17 protein-coding genes are annotated in these 21,830 nt (G+C 30.1%); 8 read left to right on the top strand and 9 right to left on the bottom strand.

Annotated features, from left to right (window positions below; genetic code table 11):
- Window positions 1-90: 90 nt before the first annotated feature.
- Window positions 91-981, bottom strand: coding sequence for a PKD domain-containing protein (locus tag WHD08_RS07650; RefSeq protein ID WP_208888645.1), 891 nt, complete (start codon window positions 979-981; stop codon window positions 91-93).
- Between the two features lie 142 nt (window positions 982-1,123).
- On the opposite strand from WHD08_RS07650, the gene WHD08_RS07645 reads away from it, so the two are divergent.
- The 3 genes from WHD08_RS07645 to WHD08_RS07635 are packed head-to-tail and all read left to right on the top strand — an operon-like array spanning window position 1,124 to window position 5,122.
- Window positions 1,124-1,633, top strand: a complete 510-nt coding sequence (locus WHD08_RS07645; RefSeq protein WP_165732880.1) for an RNA polymerase sigma factor — start codon at window positions 1,124-1,126, stop codon at window positions 1,631-1,633.
- 1 nt (window position 1,634) lies between these two features.
- On the top strand, window positions 1,635-2,567 hold the full coding sequence (locus tag WHD08_RS07640; RefSeq protein ID WP_165732879.1) for a FecR family protein: 933 nt from the start codon (window positions 1,635-1,637) through the stop codon (window positions 2,565-2,567).
- Between the two features lie 5 nt (window positions 2,568-2,572).
- Window positions 2,573-5,122 carry a TonB-dependent receptor gene (locus tag WHD08_RS07635; protein ID WP_208888646.1) on the top strand — a complete coding sequence of 850 codons (2,550 nt, stop codon included), beginning with the start codon at window positions 2,573-2,575 and terminating at the stop codon, window positions 5,120-5,122.
- Between the two features lie 12 nt (window positions 5,123-5,134).
- On the opposite strand, the gene WHD08_RS07630 is transcribed toward WHD08_RS07635, so the two are convergent.
- Window positions 5,135-7,291 carry a TonB-dependent receptor gene (locus WHD08_RS07630; RefSeq protein ID WP_208888647.1) on the bottom strand — a complete coding sequence of 719 codons (2,157 nt, stop codon included), beginning with the start codon at window positions 7,289-7,291 and terminating at the stop codon, window positions 5,135-5,137.
- 452 nt (window positions 7,292-7,743) lie between these two features.
- Here WHD08_RS07630 and WHD08_RS07625 point away from each other — a divergent pair, with 452 nt between their 5' ends.
- The 3 genes from WHD08_RS07625 (at window position 7,744) to WHD08_RS07615 (ending at window position 11,167) form a co-directional block, all read left to right on the top strand.
- Window positions 7,744-8,451: a hypothetical protein gene (locus WHD08_RS07625; protein WP_244183224.1), complete on the top strand. Its 708-nt coding sequence runs from the start codon at window positions 7,744-7,746 to the stop codon at window positions 8,449-8,451.
- A gap of 6 nt (window positions 8,452-8,457) precedes the next feature.
- The gene (locus tag WHD08_RS07620) at window positions 8,458-9,270 is read left to right on the top strand and encodes a hypothetical protein (protein WP_244183225.1); all 813 of its coding nucleotides are present in this window, start codon (window positions 8,458-8,460) and stop codon (window positions 9,268-9,270) included.
- Between the two features lie 124 nt (window positions 9,271-9,394).
- Entirely contained in the window at window positions 9,395-11,167 is a 1,773-nt protein-coding gene (locus tag WHD08_RS07615; protein WP_244183226.1) for a cytochrome-c peroxidase, read from the top strand.
- Window positions 11,168-11,655: 488 nt separating this feature from the next.
- Here the strand turns inward: WHD08_RS07615 and WHD08_RS07610 are convergent, their stop codons facing one another.
- The 3 genes from WHD08_RS07610 to metE form a co-directional block, all read right to left on the bottom strand.
- A complete protein-coding gene (locus tag WHD08_RS07610) occupies window positions 11,656-11,964 on the bottom strand; it encodes a hypothetical protein (RefSeq protein WP_165732874.1) in 309 nt (102 codons plus the stop codon).
- Entirely contained in the window at window positions 11,965-13,260 is a 1,296-nt protein-coding gene (locus tag WHD08_RS07605; protein ID WP_208888649.1) for an NAD(P)/FAD-dependent oxidoreductase, read from the bottom strand. It lies immediately after the preceding gene.
- A gap of 86 nt (window positions 13,261-13,346) precedes the next feature.
- Window positions 13,347-15,653: a 5-methyltetrahydropteroyltriglutamate--homocysteine S-methyltransferase gene (metE, locus tag WHD08_RS07600; RefSeq protein WP_208888650.1), complete on the bottom strand. Its 2,307-nt coding sequence runs from the start codon at window positions 15,651-15,653 to the stop codon at window positions 13,347-13,349.
- Between the two features lie 153 nt (window positions 15,654-15,806).
- Between metE and WHD08_RS07595 the strand changes: the two genes are divergently transcribed.
- Entirely contained in the window at window positions 15,807-16,268 is a 462-nt protein-coding gene (locus WHD08_RS07595) for an Lrp/AsnC family transcriptional regulator (RefSeq protein ID WP_165733172.1), read from the top strand.
- On the opposite strand, the gene WHD08_RS07590 is transcribed toward WHD08_RS07595, so the two are convergent.
- The 4 genes from WHD08_RS07590 to dnaK form a co-directional block, all read right to left on the bottom strand.
- Entirely contained in the window at window positions 16,263-16,787 is a 525-nt protein-coding gene (locus tag WHD08_RS07590) for a hypothetical protein (protein WP_208888651.1), read from the bottom strand. The genes WHD08_RS07595 and WHD08_RS07590 overlap by 6 nt on opposite strands.
- A gap of 9 nt (window positions 16,788-16,796) precedes the next feature.
- Window positions 16,797-17,618, bottom strand: a complete 822-nt coding sequence (locus WHD08_RS07585; protein ID WP_340833746.1) for a hypothetical protein — start codon at window positions 17,616-17,618, stop codon at window positions 16,797-16,799.
- A gap of 53 nt (window positions 17,619-17,671) precedes the next feature.
- Window positions 17,672-19,108 carry an MBOAT family O-acyltransferase gene (locus WHD08_RS07580; RefSeq protein ID WP_208888653.1) on the bottom strand — a complete coding sequence of 479 codons (1,437 nt, stop codon included), beginning with the start codon at window positions 19,106-19,108 and terminating at the stop codon, window positions 17,672-17,674.
- A 170-nt stretch (window positions 19,109-19,278) separates the two neighbouring features.
- The gene (gene dnaK / locus WHD08_RS07575; RefSeq protein WP_165732868.1) at window positions 19,279-21,183 is read right to left on the bottom strand and encodes a molecular chaperone DnaK; all 1,905 of its coding nucleotides are present in this window, start codon (window positions 21,181-21,183) and stop codon (window positions 19,279-19,281) included.
- 257 nt (window positions 21,184-21,440) lie between these two features.
- Between dnaK and WHD08_RS07570 the strand changes: the two genes are divergently transcribed.
- Complete coding sequence (locus WHD08_RS07570; protein WP_165732867.1) at window positions 21,441-21,779, top strand: DUF2853 family protein; 339 nt, start codon at window positions 21,441-21,443, stop codon at window positions 21,777-21,779.
- Window positions 21,780-21,830: the final 51 nt, after the last annotated feature.

Raw genomic sequence — 21,830 nt, 5'->3', positions numbered from 1 at the left:
GCAGCTTTCCCTATTTCTTTTAATTCTTTTAATATTAATTCACTTATTTTTTTTAGATCGATTTTTTTAGTAGCAGTAGTAGTTTTCATTTTAGTTGTTTTTGTAAAAGGTTATATTATCTATTGCAGTTTGTGCGTTGGTGTTTCTAATTACTAATGTATAAGTACCTTTTGCTAAGCTTATATTTTCATTAAAGAGACTCCAACCTTCTGGGTTTGTGGTAGGAGATAAAGTAATTATTGGTTCTGATGTATAGTTTAAATCATCTTCAAAAATGAGAACTTCTAAATTATAATCTCCCCATTTAGAAAAATCTCCAGGTTTATAATATTGAAATTGAATACCTAAATTACCATTAGAGAAATCTTCTGTAAAAGTGATTTCTTTTTGAATGGCAGAAGTAAAATAACCTAGACAAGTACCCATGTTTGTTGCAACAAAGTTAGAGTTGTTACCTTCATAAGAATAAGTAAGCCAATCTGTAAAATCTTCTTTTTTACCCATGTAAACGGTACCACAGTGGTTTGTTTCTTCGGTAACATTTCGTAATTCTTTTCCAGCAGTGTAATTTCCAAAAATACTTGATGTAAAGCCTTCATTAGATTCTTCGAAATCTAAATTGTAAAGTACTTTAGCGTCACTTACGCTAAAAGAGATAGATTCTTCGGATGATAGATTGTTATTAGTTACAGTTAAAGTGAAGCTATAGTTTCCTTCTTCTAAATTTGTGATCGTAATGTCTTTTTTATCGCTTTCAAAATCAGCAGAACCACCAGCAGTTTTTTCCCATAGAATAGTTTGTGTCTGATTACCAGTATCTGAAATTGTAGCATTTATTTCTACGCTATTCTTTGGTAAGAAAACCATGTCTACAACATCAATGGCAATAATAGGAGTGTTAAGAGATCCGTTTTCTTCTTCTGTATTTGTGCAGGAATAGGTTAAGAATACACAGAGTGCTAATAATGTTAGTTTTTTCATGATAATAAATAATTTTAGAATTGTTATTTGTAACTACTTTTGTTGACTTTAGTATTAAACGTTTTACTTTCAAAAAACCCTCCTTTTTATTTTTTGTAGGGTTTTATCAAGTTGAAACGTTTTATAAATAAGAATATATACTATGAAAGAATTGAAGTCCGTTTGTGATTCTAAAATTTTTGAAATACTCTATAACAAATATGCAGATGATGTTTATGGGTTTATGTTTTATAAATGTGGCAATAAAAATTTGGCAGAAGATTTTGTACAAGAATCTTTTGTAACAATGTGGTCTAACTGTAAAAAGGTGCTTTTTGAAAAAGCGAAAGCCTATTTATTTATGGTGGCTAATAATTTATTTATAAGTGATTATAGACATCAAAAAGTGGTTTTAGAACATCAGAAGATAATACCGAATGCTGTTACTGCAGAAACGCCAGAGTATGTGTTAGAGGAGCAAGAGTTTTTAAAAAAATTACAAACGGTTATTGGTAATTTATCAGAAAAACAAAGAGAAGTTTTTTTGATGAATAGAATTGATAAAAAGAAATACAAAGAAATTGCTGCAGAATTAGAGATTTCTGTAAAAACAGTAGAAAAAAGAATGAGTGCAGCTTTAAAGGAAATAAGAACGTATATAAAAGGAATTTAATATGGAAGCTATAGAAAAGTCTGAAACATTATTAGCCAAATGGGTTTCTGGAGAAATGACAGAGGAAGAACTTAGTGCGTTTGAAAAGTCTGAAGATTATCAATTATTTGTTAGAATTTCAGAAGAAGCCGCATTGTTTAAAAAACCAGAATTTAATAAAGAAGAAGTCTTCTCAAAAATAGTCAGTGAAATTACAGAAAACAAAAAGGTAATTTCTTTAAAGGCTGATAAAAAAAGCAAGGTTTTTAGTTTAAGGAAGTTAACGGCAGTTGCAGCAACTTTGCTATTGCTGGTAAGTACTTTCTATTTTTTAAATTTTAATACAGATGTAAATACTGGTTTCGGAGAAAGAAGAACCATTATTTTACCAGATAATTCTACCGTTATTTTAAATGCAAAATCTAGTTTATCTTATAATAAGAAGAATTGGAAACAAGATAGAACGCTAGAGTTAGAAGGTGAAGCTTATTTTAAAGTAGCAAAAGGAAGCAAGTTTCAGGTAAAAACTACCGAAGGAATTATTAGTGTTTTAGGGACTCAATTTACCGTTTTTGAAGAAGAGGATTTCTTAAGTGTTACATGTTTTGAAGGAAAAGTAAAAGTAGAAAGAAAGAATGTTGAAATTATATTGACTAAGGGAAAAACGTTTTCACAATATAAAGATTCTGTTCCGTTAAAACTGGGTACTAAGAAAGTGAATCCAGATTGGTTAAAACAAGAAAGTTCTTTTGTGAGTGCGCCATTGTTGGTTGTTTTAAAATCGATAGAAAAACAGTATAATATTAAAATGATAAATTTAGAATTAAAAAAGGACCAACTTTATACAGGTAGCTTTGTGCATACGAATTTAGAACAAGCTTTAGAGGCTGTTTTATTACCGATGAATATAAGTTATACCATTTCTGATGATAAAAAAAATGTTACTTTAAAATAGAGGCTTTGCAAAAAAACATCTTACTTTTCTTCTTAATTTTAGCATTAAATACTTTTTCTCAAACAGATATGCAACAAGCTATTCCTCTAAAGAAAGTATTTACAAGTATTGAAACAAAGTTTAATGTAAAGTTTGCTTATGCAAACCACTTAATACAAGACAAAAGTATTTTGTTCGATTTTGAAAAAAAATCACTTTTAGAAATAATTTCAGAATTAAAAAGAGCAATTCATTTAGATATTAAAGAAATAAGTAAAAATAGATTTCTAATTGTTTTACCTCCAAAGGAGATTACTATTTGTGGAGAATTACAAAATGCGAACAACATTGCAGAGAAACTTAGAGGAGCTTCCATAAAAATAAAAGGGACAAATATTGGGGTGCTTTCAAATAACGAAGGTAAATTTAGTTTTAAAAATATAGAAACATCCGCTGTTTTAGAAGTCTCTTTTATTGGTTTTAAAACGAAATATATTAGTGTTCGTAATTTTCTTTTTGAAGACTGCTTATTCATACCAATGCTTGAAGAGGCTACTTTTTTAGAAGAAGTAATTATTACAAACTATTTAACAAATTCAATTTCTAAAACAATCGATGGAGCTATCGTATTTAGACCTAAAAACAAAAATGTATTTCCAGGGCTTACAGAACCAGATATTTTACAAAGTGTACAACAATTACCTGGTATTTTAAATGTTGATGAAACTGCTTCTGGTTTGCATGTTCGTGGCGGGACACCAGATCAAAATTTAATACTTTTCGATGGAATTAAATTGTTTAATACAGGTCATTTCTTTGGCGCAATTTCTGCATTAAATCCATATATAATCGATAAAGTTACGGTGTACAGAACAGCTTCTAATAGTAAATACGGAAATCATATTGCAGGAGTTGTAGATGTAGAAACATCATCAGAGATTGCAACTAAAATGTCTGGTTCTGCTGGTTTTAATTTTACGCATGTAGACGCAAATATTAAAGTGCCAATTCATAAAAAAGTGAGTGTAATTGTTTCTGTTAGAAGATCTATTTCAGATATTGTGAGAACACCTACAATAGATAAATTATCTAACAAAGCTTTTCAATATTCTTCGGTAACAGAAGATGCTAAAGATGCCAAAGACTTTAATGTTATTAGCGATAATAATTTTAAGTTTATAGATTACAATTTAAAAATAAATTACAAACCAACAGCAAATGATTTTTTATCTATAAGTCAAATAGGTATTTTAAATAATTTCGATTATAATTTTTTAAACTTAGATTTAAAAGAAGATAGATCGGACGATTTAAGATTAAACAACCTTGGTTATAGTACAACCTGGAAAAGAAAATGGACAGATAAACTTTCTCAAAATTTTAATGTAAATTACTCTCAATACAATTTAAACTATAATAATCAAAAAGTTTCTAATGATGAAGAATATGCTAAAATAGAAAAGAGAAATGATGTTGCTAATTTTGAAGTGAAACTAGATTTTTTACAAACAATAGGTAAGTTTCAACAAATGAAATATGGATATCAATACGGATATCAGGATATTTCTTACTTTTTGGAAAGAGAAAATAGCAACCAGTTTTATGGAACTAAATTAACATTAGATACCAATAGTAATAATATTCACACCCTGTTTAGTGAGTATTCGTATAGTTTTAAGAAAAAGTATGTATTAAAAGCAGGTGTTCGTGGTAACTATTTTAGTTCTATTGATAGATATACTATAGAGCCTAGAGTTTTTATGCAAATAAAAGTTTTACCTAGATTTTGGATGAATAGTTCTTTTGAAGTAAAACAACAAAACACGAGTAAATTATTAGAATTTGATACCATAGATTTTGGATTGGAAAATCAACTTTGGGCTTTGTCTAACAATAAAGAAATCCCTTTGCTAGAAAGTAATCAGTTTACTTTTGGTGCTTTGTATTCTGCAAATAATTTTACAGTTGATGTAGATTTATATAGACGAAAAATAAAAGGATTAACAACTTTAACAACGGGTTTTGATAGTTTTATTCAAGAAATTTATACTGGTGAAGCTATTACTCTTGGTTTAGATTTACTGATAAAAAAAACATGGCATAACTTTGATACTTGGGTAAGTTATAATACTGGTAGTTCTAACTTTACTTTTAGTGATCTTAATGGAGGAAAAGAGTTTAGTGGTAATTTTGATGTTTCTCAGTCTTTTTATTGGTCGAATAATTTTAAATATAAAAGCTTTACTTTCTCTACCGGCTTTAGTTACAGGGTTGGTATTCCTTTTTCTTCTGTAGAAGGACGAAATGATAATTTTGAAATTCTTAGAAAAGGAATTAATGATGCTAGGCTACCAGATTACCATCGATTAGATTTTTCTAGTGCTTATGATTTTAAACTGAATAAAAAAATAAAAGGGAAAGTAGGGGTATCTTTATTAAATATTTATAACCAAGGTAATATTTTAAAAAGAGAGTACGAAAGTAAAATAACATCAGATAATAATGCTGTTTTAGTAAAAAATGACACAAAATCTCAAGGTTTTACTCCGAATTTCTTTTTTAGAGTTTCTTTTTAATAAACCTTTCGTTTACAAATTATCTAACTGATTTGTTTTCTTATTATGGCTGATTGTCCAAAAGAAACCTACAAAAAAGAAGCTATCTGCATTGGGAATAATTGCTTGTCGCTCAAAATACCCATTCGGTTCTGCGGTGTTTTTATAGTTGTAACCAAATACATTCTGAGTTCCTAAAACATTGTTTACGGAGAAATATAAAATCTTTTGTTGATCTATTAAATATGCCCAATTTAAGCTTAACGAATTGTAATTTTTAGTCTGATTATTTAAAAAACCTGCTTCATTTGGGTTGGTATAATTTCTGCCAGAAGCAAAATTATAGCTAAAACCAATTTGACTTTTCCAATCAGCTATCCAATGTTTAGCCACAACAGATAAATTATGTTTTGAGGCAAAATTAGGAGTTGCAGCAGTTGGGTAATTTCTATAATCTCTTTCGGTGTCTAAATACGAGTAAGAAACCCAATAATCTGTGTTTTTTATTTTAGCATCTTGTCTCCAGAAAACATCAAATCCTTTGGCATACCCATTTCCGTTATTGTTAAAGTTACTGGTGTAAATTGGTTGGTTGTTATCATATTTGACCAAGTCTTTGTAGTCTTTATAATAAGCTTCGATTCTAAAAATTTGACCTTGTTTTGTATGTTGATAATTGGCAATTAAATGTGAGGTGTTTTCAGCTTTAAAATCTTGATTAAATTTTAAATATTCGTTTTTAGGATTTTGATAAAACTGACCGTAAGCCAAAGAGAACTGTGCGTTTTTATTTACTTTATAGGCAATAGAAGCTCTTGGAGAAATGGTGAATTCGGTTAACAATTCTGAGTTTTCTGCACGAATTCCGATTTTTGTTGCGAGGTTTTTAGAAAAGAAAATATCTGTTTCTACAAACGAAGCAAAGATGTTATTGTTAAATCCATATTCTATTTCATTGCTATTATTAGCGGTGTAAGATTCTTTAAAATCGGTCATAAAATATTCTGACCCAAAACTGATTTTAAATCGGTTAGAAACCTGTTTTTTAAGTTTTACTTTAAAGTGCATCGAGTTTTCATTATCTGTAACTAAATCGTCAATAATTTTAAGGTTAGAATGATCATTTGTAAAACTAAACCCAGTTTCTATTCTCCAATTATCGCCAAATTTGTTCTTGTAGGAAGTATTAAAGTAGAGGTTTCTATTTTTTAGTCCGAAACGAAATCCATTCACAAAATTAATATCATCTTGTATAACATCAAAATCAGTATAACTAAAGGCGCCATATAGTTTTAGTAAAGATTCATTCTTAAATTTATGTCTATACACCATTTCTCCACTTAAAGATTGTACCGGTTTTTTCCATGTATTTCTATCAGGAAAGGCTTCTTGATAAGGTGCTAAATTAATGTAAGAAGTATTTACACTAAATGAATTGTTTCCCCAAATTTGAGTGTTTCGAACACCTAAACCTAACGTCATAAAAGACAAATCTGTTTTTTCTTCCACAGGTTCATCAATGGTATTTAATTGTAAAACACTTGATAAAGCTTGTCCGTATTCTGCAGAATACCCACCCGTAGAAAAAGAAATTCCTTTAAATAAGAAAGGAGAAAAGCGTCCACGAGTTGGAATGTTATTTGCACTTGGAGTATAAGGCGTAAAAACACGAATTCCATCAACAAAAATCTGAGTTTCTTCCGCTTCACCACCGCGCACAAATAACCGACCGTCTTCATCTACGGTAGAGGTTCCGGGAAGTGTTTGCAAAGCGCCCATAACATCACCCAAAGCACTTGCCGTGGTAACAATGTCTAAGGGTTTAAGAACGGTGACTTTTGCTTTTTCTCCGGCTTCAAATGTTCCAGCATTAATAACAACAACGTCTAAAGAATTTACATCATTTCTTAATTTAATTTTTAAATTTTTGAGAGATGAAACATCCGTAGTTTTTACAAAAGGTTCAAAAGAGATAAAAGAAATGATTAAAGTTTGTGTTCCTTTTTCATCGGTTTTGAAAGTGAATTCTCCTAGTTCATTGGTTGAAGTTCCATCGTAAGTGCCATCTAAATAAACATTCGCTCCATTGATAGGATTGTTTTTAGAATCTGTTACTTTTCCGGAAATGGTGGTTTGTGCAGTGATTGAAAATTGACAGCTTAATAATATTAAAAGTAGAACATGTTTCATCTTGGTTGGTTTGGTGCTACAAAGATGTGGTGTTATTCATGTTAAAATTAAAAACAAATACCGAGTTGTAATTTTTAAATGATGAATTGTAAAGTTTTTATAAAATAAGGCCAACTGTTTTTAATTTTCGAAATAAATGCTTTTTAAATGTAATGATTATCTTTTTTTAATAAATTTTAGAAAGCCTTTTAATCTTGTCAGATCTATGTTATTTTAGTTTGTTGAAAATGAACAGTCCATCTTAGGATGGCTTTGTTCTGAAACAATGAACGTCCAGCTTTTCTTTATGTTTACTTAATGTGATAGCTTCAATTTCACCTATCCGTTAATATTTAATTAACGTTTTTAACAGTAAGGTTACTCAATATTAAGGGAACAGTAATGCTTAGTTAATATTTGAGAAGGCTTCAAAAGATATGATTGTAATCAATTAATTAACCTTTATAAATTAAATGATGAACAAGTACTTTAAATTATTTTTATTCCTTTTTGTTGTAACTTCTGTAAGTACAGTTTTTACTAGTTGTAATCCTGAAGACGGTGTGGATGGTATTGACGGTGTTGATGGCGTTAATGGATCGGACGGTGAAGATGGTGAGGATTTTACACCTTCTCCAGAAATGTTTTCTAATAAATCTTCTTTAGCTCCTTTAGTAACAATAAATTCAGACTTTAGTTCAGTGGAAGCTTTTTCTTTAATAAGTTCTACAGATGTACTTTCTAACGGTTTCCGTTTAGTTGGTGCGCAAGACGGTGCGGGATTTTTAAAAGATGGAGACGAGTACATCTATGTTGTGAATGCAGAAGATGATCATGCTGTTTCTAGAATTCGTTTTGATAAAGACCTGAATCCTATTAAAGGAGATTGGTTATTAAATAATGGCGTTTCAGATTTTGCTAGACAATGTTCTGGAACCATGTGGGAAGCGGCAATTCACGGTGGCGATAAAGACATTTTTTTATCGGCTTCAGAGAGTTTAGCTTATGATGTAAAGGGTATCGACCCTTGGATTGAAATACCTACACCTACAGCAGATTTTGGTTTAGATGCTTTAGGAGAATTTTCTTGGGAAAATGCAGTGCCTTTGCCACAAGGAGCATATGCTGGTAAAACAGTAATTGTTGGTGGTGATGATGATTCTAGTGAGTCTGAAGGTTAGGTTGTTATGTGTGTTTCTGAAAACGGTGATGCCGATTTGGAAAACGGAAAAATATATGTTTTAAGATTTAAACAAGTGTCTGATGGTGCTGGTGGAACAATGGATGTTACAGCTAATACTGTTTACAACGAAGGAAGTTTAGATTTCTCTAAATCGTATGATGTAGAATTTGTTGAAATTGTTGATGGTGCTAGTTTAACTAAAAACGAAATGGAAACAGCTTGTACAAATGTATTTGCGTCTCAGTTTATGCGTGTAGAAGATGTAGATTACAAAAAAGGTAGCGATACGGATGCAAGAGAGGTGTTTTTTGCTGTAACTGGTAGAGGACCTGGCAAAGGAACTTATAATGATTGGGGTACTGTTTATAAAATGGAATTAGATGCAACCAACCCATTAGAAGGTAAGTTAACTCAAATTATTAGTGGTAATACAGATACTAATAATAAAGATGGTAATGTATCAGAATTACAAAGTCCAGATAATATTTGTGTAACAGAAAACTTTATTTATACGCAAGAAGATCCAAACTCTTTTTCTAGAAATCATGCTGCTCAAATTTATCAAAGTGATTTAAATGGTAACAATACTAAAGTTGTTTTAGCTTTAAAAATTGAAAATAACTTAGATCCAAAAGGTTCAACTGGTTTTTCTGGTGAATTTGGTGCATTAACAGATATTTCTGATAAAGTTGGAGTTCCAGATACTTTTATTTTAAACCTACAACCACATTATTGGGAAAGTGATGCTTTTGTTTCAAGCAGTTTACCACATAACCAAGGTGGACAAATTGTATTGTTAAAAGGATTAGCTAGATAATACAAACCATATTTTTAATACTAAGAATCTTCATTTTTACAATGAAGATTCTTTCATTTTTAGAACTTTCAACATGTTTAAATATTTTAAATCGTTATTTTTTTTATTAACTGGTATTCTTTTGATGTCTTGTAATCAGGACAAAAAAGAAATGATTCCTATCGTTAATTGGTCTTCTGCCCAAGAGTACTACGCTCAAAATTTAGATATTGCTTTACTGTATATCGATAGCTTAGAAGTTGCAGGGATGCATGGCGAAAAATCAAAAAAGTATTTTGAATTATCTAGAGCTGCATTTAAGAAAGCAGAACCTTATGCATCTTATTTAAACCCTGAAGTTGGACACAGAGCTAATGGACCAGCCTTACCAATTTATAAGGAAGATACTGGTAAAATAATAAAACCAGTAGGGTATCAAAAAATAGAAGAAAGTATTTTTGATGATGAAACGTCAGAAGCAGACTTCAAACAAGAATTGTATGTGCAAAAAGGCATGCTGTCTAACCTGAAAAAAGGGATTCTAAAACGTCCATTAAATCCGCAACGTTTTTTTATAGCAACACATCAACAACTTTTAAGAATTGTAAGTTTAGCTATTTCAGGATTCGATACACCCGTGAGTCATTTAGGAATTAAAGAAACGATTATTTCTTTAGAAAGTTTGCAAACCGTCTATGAGCAAACAATACAGGGTGTTGTAAAAGAGAAAAATAAGGAGTTAGATGCTGTTTTTAACAGTAATATTGAAAGCGCTATTTCGTTCATTAAAACAAATGAAGATTTTGATACCTTTGATCGTTTTACTTTTACAAGAGATTACATGAATCCGATCACTAGAAATTGGGTTGAAATAAGAAAAGTGAGTGCACTTTGGAAGCCCATAAATACAACGCCTTTTAATTTTGATGCGCCTACCTTTTTTGAAGATAATAGTTTTAGTTTAAATTATTTTACACCGGCAATCAACCAAAATCCAACCGATAAACAAATAGCTTTAGGGAGAAAATTATTTTCAGATCCTAAACTTTCCGAAAATGGAAAAATGGCTTGTGTTAGTTGTCATTTACAAGACAAAGGTTATGCAGATAATGTTGCGTTTAATTTTGATAATCAGGGGAATCCTTTGCAAAGAAATACACCAACACTTATCAATACTGCTTTTCAGCAAAGTTTCTTTTTAGATGGAAAGTCAAATACATTAATAGATCAAATTTCAGCTGTATTTACAAACGATAAAGAGTTTAATTCTAATGTGCATAAATTTTCTGATGCTATTTTAAAAGATTCCACGTATACGCCTCTTTTTAAAGGTGCTTTTGGTAAAGTATCATCTAATAATACAGATGTTATAAAAGCAATTTCATCTTATGTTTCCACTTTAAATGGTTTCAATTCTAAATTTGATAAAAATATTAGAGGAGAGGAAAATAATTTTTCTGATGAAGAAAAACTTGGGTATAACTTATTTATGGGAAAAGCTTTATGTGCCACTTGCCATTTTATGCCGTTAACAAATGGTACAGTACCTCCATTTTTTACGGAGACAGAAAAAGAAGTTATTGGAGTTCCGGAAACAGCAGAAAATAAAAAATTAGATGATGATTTAGGATTTTATTGGAGCTTTAAAGAAGAACTGCATAAGGGAATGTTTAAAACACCTTCTATAAGAAATATTGAATTAACTGCTCCGTATATGCATAATGGTGTTTACAATACTTTAGAGCAAGTAGTAGAGTTTTATAACCTTGGCGGTGGAGGTGGATTAGGTTTTGATTTAGAACACCAAACCTTACCTTTTGATGAATTAAATTTAACTGAAGAAGAACAAGACGCCATAGTAGCTTTTATGAAAACGTTGACGGAAACGCTTGAAGAAAACTATGAAGAGTCTAAATAGTAATTAAGTGTGTTTTATTTGTTTATATCTTCTTTAGAATACTTTTTTTGATTGATCAAAAGAACTTTCTAAAGAAGATTTTTTTTGCACTAGCACTTGGTGTTAAATGCGAATGTTTTATTTCGAAATTTTATCAGTATTTATTTTTTTGAAGATAGTAGAATATAAAACCGCTTGCAAAGTAGAGAAGAAAATCAATAATATCTGTGGTATATCTTGCTAGATACTTAGGGAAAATAAACTCGAATAAAAGACTATACATAAAACAAACGTATAGAATTATAGGGAAACTCAACGTGTAACTTTTATCGTTTTTAGACCATTTTAAAATTTGTAAACAGATGAATAAAACAATCGGAATGATTAAAAAATCATTCACATAAAAACTAATGAATTTAGGTAAAGGAACGGAGAAATATTGAAGAAAATAGATGGTGGTTCCTGTCAATAAAGAAATTAAAAAATAATAAAAGAGTATTTTTTTCATATTAACCCGCAGCAACCATTGCAATAAACCAAGCCAAACCAGCACCAATAATACTAACAATTGTAAATGCAGAATATAAAATCCAACCAGTAATTTTATACAAAATATTAGGATGTTTTTTTAATCTTTCTGTTAAATTGGGATTTTCTCTTTCATGAATAACCTTGTCAATTTCATTTTGTTTTACAATATCGGCTTTGAGTTCTCTTTTCTTTTGATGAGAAATTAGGGTGTTGCAGTTTGTGCAATATTCTTTATTGGTGTTAAAAACCCCACAGTTCGGACACTTTATGATTCTTTTTTCTGCCATTTATTTTCTAAAACTAAAGCTGTTTTTATTTTTATAAGGTCTAATAATTAATCGGGTCTCTCTATCGAAACGAATATAATTATATACCCAATTTAGAAATACAATGGCTTTGTTTCTAAAACCTATTAAAGAAAATAAGTGGACAAACATCCAAACAAACCAAGCAAAAACTCCTTGAAATTTCCAGTTTTTTAAATCTACAACGGCTTTATTACGTCCAATAGTTGCCATAGAGCCTTTGTCTTTATATACAAATACTTCTTGTTTTTTATTGAAGAGTTTTGCCAATATGTTTTTTGCAACTAACCGACCTTGTTGAATAGCAGGTTGGGCCATCATTGGGTGTCCGAAAGGAGTTTTTTCTGAAGACATACAAGCAACATCGCCAATGGCATACACATTTGGGTGCCCTAAAACTTGATTGTATTCATTTACTTTTATTCTAGCGGCTCTTTCAATAACACATTCAGTGTTTAGGCCATCAATCATTTGTCCTTTTACGCCAGCAGCCCAAATAACAGTTTCTGCTTTAAAATGATCTTCTCCATTTGTAGTAACTGTTTTTCCATCATAATCTAAAACACGCAAATTTTTCCAAACATTTACACCTAGTTTTATTAGAAAATCTTCTGCTTTTTCAGAGGCTTTTGCGCTCATTCCTTTTAAAATACAATCAGAGCTTTGTATTAAGTTTATTTGCATTTGACGGATATCTAAATCAGGATAATCTTTAGGTAAGATTCCTTTTTTCATTTCTGCCAAAGCACCAGCTAATTCTACACCCGTTGGTCCACCACCAACAATTACAAAATTCATTAAAGCGTTTCTTTCTTCAATATTAGAGGTTAATAAAGCTTCTTCGAAGTTCTCTAAAATTAGACTTCTAATATTTAAAGACTGCGGAATGGATTTCATTTCCATTGTATGTTTTTGGATGTTGGTGTTTCCAAAAAAGTTGGTTGTAGAACCCGTAGCTATAATTAATTCATCATATTCTAAGCTTCCAATTGAAGTTTCAATGGTGTTATTCTCAGGGTTTATTTTTTGTACCTCAGTTAACCTAAAATAGAAGTTTTCTACATCGTTAAAACGCTTTCTTAATGGAAAAGCAATAGAATCTGGTTCTAATCCGCCTGTTGCTACTTGATATAACAAAGGTTGAAACGTATGGTAGTTATGTTTATCTAATAACACAACCTGCAGTTCTTGCTCTTCTAAGCCTCTAGCTGCCGCTAAACCAGCAAAACCACCACCAATAATTACAACTCTTGGAAAACTAGTTTGTGGTATGTTCATATAGTATCTTTTATGTCAAAAATACAATATGTTTACGTAAAAAAAGAGAACAGCCTAAGACTAATTCCTAAACTGTTCTGTTTTTATTAAACTGTGGTTGCTACTCTTTCTCTCATTAATTTTGCAGAAGCAACTAAATTTTCTAAAGCAGAAATTGTTTCTGGCCAATCTCTGGTTTTTAAACCACAATCTGGATTCACCCAAATATTTTCTGGTGGCAATAATTTTGTTGCTTTTATAAGTAAATGTTCAATTTCATTTATGTTTGGCACTCGTGGTGAGTGAATGTCATAAACTCCTGGTCCAATTTCATTGGGATATTTAAAATCGACAAAAACATCTAGTAATTCCATTTCCGAACGCGAAGTTTCTATGGTAATTACATCGGCATCCATATCTGCAATATTTGCAATGATGTCGTTAAACTCCGAGTAACACATGTGTGTGTGAATTTGCGTTTCATCCTTAACAACACTTGCTGAAATCTTAAACGCATTTACTGCCCATTTTAAATATGTTGCCCAATTATCCTTTCTTAAAGGCAAACCTTCTCTTATGGCAGGTTCATCAATCTGAATAATTTTTATACCTGCTTTTTCTAAATTAGCAACTTCATCTCGTATGGCTAGTGCAATCTGATTACACGTTGCTGCCCTTGGTTGATCATCTCTAACAAAAGACCATTGTAAAATTGTTACTGGCCCAGTAAGCATTCCTTTTACATACTTTTTAGACAAACTTTGCGCAAATTCAGTCCATTTTACAGTCATTGGGTTTTCTCTAGACACATCACCAAAAAGAATAGGAGGTTTTACACATCTTGTACCATAACTCTGCACCCATCCAAAACTAGAAAAAGCAAAACCATTTAATCTTTCTCCGAAATATTCTACCATGTCATTACGCTCAAATTCACCATGAACCAAAACATCTAAACCAATATTTTCTTGAAACCTGATAGCGCTCGTAATTTCTTTTTCTAAAAAGGAGTTGTATTTTTCTTCGGATAATTGATGCTTCTTGTATTTTAACCTTAAAGATCTAACTTCTTTTGTTTGTGGAAAAGAACCAATTGTTGTTGTTGGAAAAAGAGGGAGTTTTAATGCTGATTTTTGTGTTTTTTGTCTTTCTACAAAAATATTATTTCTTAAACTATCTGCTTCCGTTAATGCATTTATACGATTTTTAACCTGGTTGTTATGTATAAGTGTAGAGTTGTTCTTATTGATAAAAGCGAGTTTGTTTGCTTCTATCTCTTTAATATCTGATGCTTGTAAATTATTCTTAGCTATTTTTTTAAGCAATACAATTTCTTGTAATTTCTGTTTAGCAAAAGCCAACCATTGCGTTACTTCCTCCGGAATAGAACCGCCATTTTCGTTATCTAAATTATAAGGACTATGGAGTAAAGAACATGAAGAAGAAATCCAAAGATTATCGCCTTTAATTGCTTTTGCTTTGTTGATAATTTCTATGGAAGTATCAAAATTATTTTTCCAAATATTTCTTCCATCAACAATACCTAAAGACAGTATTTGGTTTTTATTTTGATGAACTAAAATAGAATCTAACTCATCTAAACCTCTCACTAAATCTACATGTAAAACATCAACAGGTAAAGACAGCGTTAGGTTTAAGTTATCGTTTAAATTACCAAAATAGTTGGCTAAAATAAATGTAATCTTAGGGAATTTAGCTTTTAAAAGAGTGTACGTTTTAAAATAAGCTTCTTGCTCTTTTAGTGTTAAATCTAAAGATAAATAAGGTTCATCAAACTGAATATTCGTTGCTCCTTCGTTTTGTAATTCTTCAATTAATTGAATATAAGTAGGTAATAAACGATCTAATAATTCTAATCTATGAAAGCCATTTTCCTTTTCTTTTCCAACCAATAAATAAGTTAAAGGACCAACTAATACAGGTTTTGTTTTAATACCTTCTTTTAATGCTTCTTGATATTCGCTGATAATTTTACAAGAATTTAATTCAAATTTTTGTTCTTTTTCAAATTCAGGAACTAAATAATGGTAATTTGTATCAAACCATTTTGTCATTTCCATTGCAACAATATCAAAACTATCTTTCTGAAAACCACGTGCCATTGCAAAGTATAAATCGACAAAAGAAACCTTGTTTTTTAATTCTCTAAATCTTTTAGGAATACAATTTAAGGTTAGCGACATGTCTAAAACTTGGTCGTATAAAGAAAAATCATTAGAAGGAATAATATCGATTCCTATTTCTTTCTGATTTAACCAGTTCTTCTTTTTAATGTCGCTGGCAACTTTTAATAGCGTTGTTTCATCTATATTTTCTTTCCAGTAACTTTCAATTGCTTTTTTTAGCTCTCTTTTTTCTCCAATTCTTGGATGCCCTAAAATAGTAGTTTTCATAGTTATAAGTTTTAATTACTGTACAAACCTATAACTTATAAATAAAAATAATGTATTTTGATTCATATTCAGAATATAAAACTATTTTTGAGTAAAATACAGTGTAAAATACTTTTATGTACTGTAATTGAACTTAAAAAAGAAAAATATTCTATGTATCAAGTTGATGAAATTGATTTACAACTACTTCGTTTATTACAAAAAGACGCGGATATTACTACAAAAGAACTTGCTCAGCGTGTAAATCTTACAAATACGCCTGTTTTTGATCGTATAAAACGATTAAAAAAAGAAGGGTATATAAAAAAAACAACGGCTGTTTTATGTAGCGAGAAGTTAGATGTTTCTTTAATTGTATTCTGTAATGTGAAGTTGAAGGAACATACCAAAGAAATAGGGAATCAGTTTGTAAAAGATATTATGTTTCTTAAAGAAGTAACAGAGTGTTATAACACTTCTGGCGATTTTGATTTCTTATTAAAAGTGATGGTAAAAGATATGAAACATTATCAATCGTTTGTGTTACAAAGTTTGGGTTCTGTGAAAGGTATAGGAAGTGCTCATAGTACTTTTGTGATGGGAGAAATTAAGAATAACCACGGAATTCCTTTATAATTCTCTTTTAATTTGTTGTAATGTTTTATTGGTGTTGATGAATTCTGTAATTACTTTATAACGAGTAGTGTCTATATCGTCTTCAAAATAGTTTGCCCATTTGGTTTCTTTAAATAAAATGGAAATCTGTTTTATTTTTTGTTGCGCTTCTGTTAACGTAAAAAAGGGATTCTTTGTCTCATTTTCTTTTTTAGGTTGAATTATCGCTGTTTTCTTATCAAAATCTACATCAATAAAGAATATTTTTTCTATTGAATTAATAGGGTAGAAGTCCACCCATTTAGCGAAACCAATTACTATTTGTTGGTTTTTATAGTCTTCGTTTGCTAGTAATTTCCATCTACAATTGGCAACTCTTCCCCAATGATTCGATTTTCTATACACACCTTCTTTGGTATAAAAATACATACTTTCAGATTTACTTTTATAATTGGTGTCTTCAGGGAATTCAAAATTTTCTATTTGTTTGAATTCACAAAAAGTATGTTTAAAGAAATTGGTTTTGTTGTAGGTTTTCATAATACTAGCTTACAAGCCAAAATTTTTAATTATGGATAGCGTAAATTGACGAGCGCCTTTATTATTTAAATGACCTAAATCTTTAAAGTATTTTATACTTTTAATAGAACCAGTATAATTGATTATATTATTTTCTTTACAAAATAAGTCGAACTCTTGGTTGTTTTTTCGGTTGTAGTAAGGAGAAGTATAAAGTGTTATTTGAATATTATTTTCTTTAGCATACTCTTTAATCTTAGTTAACAATGAATTATTATATTTTTTTACAAATTGATAAGTCTCGTTTTTTTTGTCAAACGTTGTTTTTAATCCAATAAAAAAATTATCAGCTCTTTTTTTTCCACCTAGAGTAAGTAGTAATTCTCTATATCCAATTTTAGGATTATATTTTATATATCTGTAAAAAGGAAAATAAACATCATATTTATAGTTAGCATCATAAATTTTCATGTGATTCTTTATACTACTATTTAAATTTATGTATGGCATAAAATAGCTTGCTCCAAGAAGGTTTCTTTTTCCAATAGTTGATTTCAAACTTGATTCATCTACCTGTAGAAAGATTCTTTTCGCTTTAATTTCGTTGTCATTTAATAGCTTTAACATTAAAAAATTTTCGGGTAAGCTTTGTCCTGAAATACCTAAATTAAGACTCTTTTTCTGTGTGATACTATCTATTAAATCTGTGTTAATATGAAATTCAACTCTAGAGGAACCTAAAAAAATATAATCAAATTGTGTGTTTTTATTTTTAAAAACATATTGAACTTTATTTCTGATAACATTTGTATGAAAATAGACTTGAGTGAAAATTAAATCAAGAATAATCATCAATATGAAGAGAATAATCAGCCTAATGGTTATATATTTTAAAAATCGAATCATTAAAATTGAAAATAAATGAAATTAGAATAATTAGAGTAAATACCAAATACAAGTAATAAAAGTAGAATTATAGTTTCATTAATCAGTTGAAATTTTCCATTAAAGGGAGTTTCTTCTTTTCTGTAAAACCATTCATATATTAATAAAATTGGTAATAAAAATATTATTTCAAAAGAGAATCTTTCTATAGTTGATAAATAATTAAGTTTTAGAAACGTTTCGTTTGAGAAAACTAATCTTAAGTAGTTTAAAGCATCCGTTATAGTTTCAGACCTAAAAAAGACCCAAGCTAAAGTGGTTAAAGTAAAAGTGAAAACTATTTGACCTAATTCTTTAATTGATGGAAATAATTTGTTTTCTGAAGTAATATTTAGATTTTTTCTGTTGTTGTTAGTTAGTAGGAGTGGTAGAAAAAATAGTGCATTAAGTCCACCCCAAACTACAAATGTCCAGTTGGCACCATGCCAGAATCCGCTCACTAAAAAAATAACAAAAACATTTCTAATTTGTTGAAATTTACTTCCTTTAGAACCACCTAGTGGGATATACAGGTAGTCTCTAAACCAAGTTGATAAACTTATATGCCAACGTCTCCAGAATTCTGCAATATCTCTTGAGAAATAAGGGTAGTTAAAGTTTCTCATTAATTTAAAACCAAATAATCTTGCTGTACCAATAGCAATATCAGAATATCCAGAAAAATCACAGTAAATTTGGAAAGAGAAATAGATGGCACCCAAAATTAATGTAACCCCACTTAACTCGTTGTAATTGCTAAATATATCGTTTGCATAAATAGCACAATTATCAGCAATTACAATCTTTTTAAACATTCCCCAGAGTATTAATTTAATTCCGGATTTTGCTAATTGATATTCAAATTTTCTTTTTATAAAAAATTGAGGTAATAAATTAGAAGCTCTCTCAATGGGACCAGCAACTAATTGTGGAAAGAATGAAACAAAACTTGCAAAGGCTATAAAGTTTTTTGTTGGTTCTAATTTGTTTCTATAAACATCAATTGTATAACTGAGTGTTTGAAAAGTATAAAAAGAAATTCCTACAGGAAGAATAATGTTTAAGGAACTTTCATGCATCTTTATGTCAAAGGTTGCCCAGAGTTGAATCCAATTATCAATAAAAAAATTGTAGTATTTAAAATAGCCTAATAAACCTATATTAAAAATGATACTAGTCCAAAGGAGGTATTTTCTTTGTAGATTATTTTTATTCTTCTTTAACCTTAGAGCTAATGTGTAATCTACTATTGTACTTAAAAGTATTAGTGACAAAAATCTCCAGTCCCACCAACCATAGAAAACATAGCTGGCTATTAATATTAATCCATTTTGTAATTCTATTTTTTTTAATATTAGCCAATACAAAAAAAAGACTGCAGGTAAAAACAATAAAAACTCAATAGAATTGAATAGCATTTTTTTTCTTTAGAGGAGCGAAGATACATTTTTAATAAAAAAACGCAATCAAATTAATGATTGCGTTTTAGTATTATAAGAAAATATGTTTTTCTTTTTATGAAGATTCCTCCTTTCGTCAGAATAAGCGATTCATTCACTTTTGCTGAAAAGCAAAATTGGTTCTCTGCTTACTTTACTTCTTCGAAATCTACATCTTCAACATTGTCTCCTTGAGCATCAGCTTCTGGTTGACCTTGTTGTTCAGCTCCAGGATTTGCTCCTTCAGCACCACCTTGTGCAGCATACATTTCTTCAGAAGCAACTTTCCAAGCTTCATTGATAGTTGCTAATGCAGTATCAATTAATGTTAAATCTTTAGATTCGTGAGCAGCTTTTAATTCAACTAAAGCAGCTTCGATTGGTGCTTTTTTATCCGCAGATAATTTATCACCAAACTCAGTTAATTGCTTTTCTGTTTGAAAAATCATAGAATCTGCTTCGTTAATTTTTTCTGCAGTTTCTTTAGCTTTTTTATCAGCATCCGCATTTGCTTCTGCATCTTCTCTCATTTTTTTGATATCATCTTCAGATAATCCAGAAGACGCTTCAATTCTAATTTCATGAGATTTGTTTGTTCCTTTGTCTAAAGCAGAAACTTTAATAATACCGTTTGCATCAATATCAAAAGTTACTTCTACTTGAGGTACACCTCTTTGTGCAGGAGGTAAACCATCTAAATGGAAACGTCCAATAGTATTGTTATCTGCAGCCATCGCTCTTTCACCTTGTAAAACGTGAATTTCTACTGATGGTTGGTTATCTACTGCTGTAGAGAATACTTGAGATTTTTTTGTAGGAATCGTTGTGTTTGCATCAATTAATTTTGTGAAAACATTCCCCATAGTTTCAATACCTAAAGATAAAGGAGTAACGTCTAATAACAATACATCTTTTACATCTCCAGATAAAACTCCACCTTGAATAGCAGCTCCTAAAGCAACAACTTCATCAGGGTTTACACCTTTACTTGGCGCTTTTTTAAAGAACTTCTCAACAGCTTCTTGTACAGCAGGTATTCTTGTAGAACCACCAACTAATACGATTTCATCGATATCAGAGATTGTTAAATCTGCATTTCTTAAAGCAGTCTGACAAGGCTCGATAGTTCTTTTTACTAAATCGTCAATTAATTGCTCAAATTTAGATCTAGATAAAGTTCTTACTAAGTGTTTTGGTCCGCTAGCAGTAGCAGTAACATATGGTAAGTTAATTTCTGTAGAAGCAGAAGAAGATAATTCAATCTTCGCTTTTTCTGCAGCTTCTTTTAAACGTTGTAAAGACATTGGATCTTTACGTAAATCTAAATCTTCATCCGCTTTAAACTCTTCAGCTAACCAGTTAATGATTTTTTCATCAACATCATCACCACCTAAATGTGTATCTCCATCTGTAGCTAATACTTCAAAAACTCCATCTCCTAATTCTAAGATAGAAACATCATGTGTTCCACCACCAAAATCAAAAACAACAATTTTCTTATCGTCATGAGATTTGTCTAAACCATAAGCTAATGCAGCAGCAGTTGGCTCATTTATAATTCTTTTTACTTGTAAACCTGCAATTTCACCAGCTTCTTTTGTAGCTTGTCTTTGTGCATCGTTAAAATATGCTGGTACAGTAATAACTGCTTCAGTAACCTCAGTTCCTAAATAATCTTCAGCAGTTTTTTTCATTTTTTGTAACACCATTGCAGAAATTTCTTGTGGCGTATATAAACGACCATCAATATCTACTCTAGGTGTATCATTATCTCCTCTTACTACTTTATAAGGAACTCTTGTAGCTTCTTGTGTAGATTCAGAAAATTTGTTACCCATAAAACGTTTAATAGAATAAACAGTTTTAGTAGGGTTTGTTACAGCTTGTCTCTTAGCTGGGTCACCAATTTTACGTTCTCCTCCTTCTACAAAGGCAACGATAGATGGTGTAGTTCTTTTTCCTTCTGCGTTAGGGATTACAACTGGCTCATTTCCTTCCATTACAGAAACACAAGAGTTTGTTGTACCTAAATCAATTCCAATTATTTTACTCATAATATTTATTTTAATAAATTTTAATTCAATTTTACATTTTCTATTAGGCAAATGCTGTGCCAACCCCTTTTTGACTAGCAAATGTCAGTTATTTTAAAAAAATATTTTAAATTGATGTGACATAATGACACAAAATGTATCTAATATATTGGATAGGAAGAATATTTGAATATAATTTTTAATTCCTTATATTTGGATAGTTCTATTTCAGACAAAGTAAATCTATAAGTTATAAATCTAAAATTCTAAAAAAAATCATGAGTAAATTTGACGAAAAAGTAGCACAGTATTCTAAGTTTATGGACGATAAAGGTCTAAAATATGATTCAGACTTGTTAAAAGCTGTAACAAAAGGACTAGGCCCATCTATTTATAAAAAAGATGCCGAAACCGTATCTGGTTCAGATGCAAAAGAGTTGTTAACTGTTAAAAATAATTTTTTAATTAAAAAGTTAGGTTTAGCAGATGGTCCAAAATTAGATGAAGCAATTAATAAAGTTGTGGAAGCAATTGGTAAATCTGAAAGAAATAAATATAGAGCTGTCGTTTACTATATGTTAGCGGTAGAATTTGGTAAGGAATCGATATATAACTAATATAAAATATATTTTTGATAATAAAATCCAACTCATTGAGTTGGATTTTTT

Origin of the sequence: Polaribacter sejongensis (assembly GCF_038024065.1) — a bacterium.
Classification (GTDB): domain Bacteria; phylum Bacteroidota; class Bacteroidia; order Flavobacteriales; family Flavobacteriaceae; genus Polaribacter; species Polaribacter sejongensis.
This window is presented reverse-complemented; position numbering and strand designations above follow the sequence as displayed.

Bases quoted from the DNA above. Each gene is read 5' to 3' on its own strand.
- WHD08_RS07630 (WP_208888647.1), bottom strand. From the start codon at position 7,291: ATGAAACATGTTCTACTTTTAATATTATTAAGCTGTCAATTTTCAATC.
- WHD08_RS07580 (WP_208888653.1), bottom strand. From the start codon at position 19,108: ATGCTATTCAATTCTATTGAGTTTTTATTGTTTTTACCTGCAGTCTTT.
- WHD08_RS07645 (WP_165732880.1), top strand. From the start codon at position 1,124: ATGAAAGAATTGAAGTCCGTTTGTGATTCTAAAATTTTTGAAATACTC.
- WHD08_RS07615 (WP_244183226.1), top strand. From the start codon at position 9,395: ATGTCTTGTAATCAGGACAAAAAAGAAATGATTCCTATCGTTAATTGG.
- WHD08_RS07590 (WP_208888651.1), bottom strand. From the start codon at position 16,787: ATGAAAACCTACAACAAAACCAATTTCTTTAAACATACTTTTTGTGAA.
- WHD08_RS07585 (WP_340833746.1), bottom strand. From the start codon at position 17,618: ATGATTATTCTTGATTTAATTTTCACTCAAGTCTATTTTCATACAAAT.
- WHD08_RS07570 (WP_165732867.1), top strand. From the start codon at position 21,441: ATGAGTAAATTTGACGAAAAAGTAGCACAGTATTCTAAGTTTATGGAC.
- WHD08_RS07650 (WP_208888645.1), bottom strand. From the start codon at position 981: ATGAAAAAACTAACATTATTAGCACTCTGTGTATTCTTAACCTATTCC.
- WHD08_RS07595 (WP_165733172.1), top strand. From the start codon at position 15,807: ATGTATCAAGTTGATGAAATTGATTTACAACTACTTCGTTTATTACAA.
- WHD08_RS07640 (WP_165732879.1), top strand. From the start codon at position 1,635: ATGGAAGCTATAGAAAAGTCTGAAACATTATTAGCCAAATGGGTTTCT.
- WHD08_RS07620 (WP_244183225.1), top strand. From the start codon at position 8,458: ATGTGTGTTTCTGAAAACGGTGATGCCGATTTGGAAAACGGAAAAATA.
- WHD08_RS07625 (WP_244183224.1), top strand. From the start codon at position 7,744: ATGATGAACAAGTACTTTAAATTATTTTTATTCCTTTTTGTTGTAACT.
- dnaK (WP_165732868.1), bottom strand. From the start codon at position 21,183: ATGAGTAAAATAATTGGAATTGATTTAGGTACAACAAACTCTTGTGTT.
- WHD08_RS07610 (WP_165732874.1), bottom strand. From the start codon at position 11,964: ATGGCAGAAAAAAGAATCATAAAGTGTCCGAACTGTGGGGTTTTTAAC.
- WHD08_RS07605 (WP_208888649.1), bottom strand. From the start codon at position 13,260: ATGAACATACCACAAACTAGTTTTCCAAGAGTTGTAATTATTGGTGGT.
- metE (WP_208888650.1), bottom strand. From the start codon at position 15,653: ATGAAAACTACTATTTTAGGGCATCCAAGAATTGGAGAAAAAAGAGAG.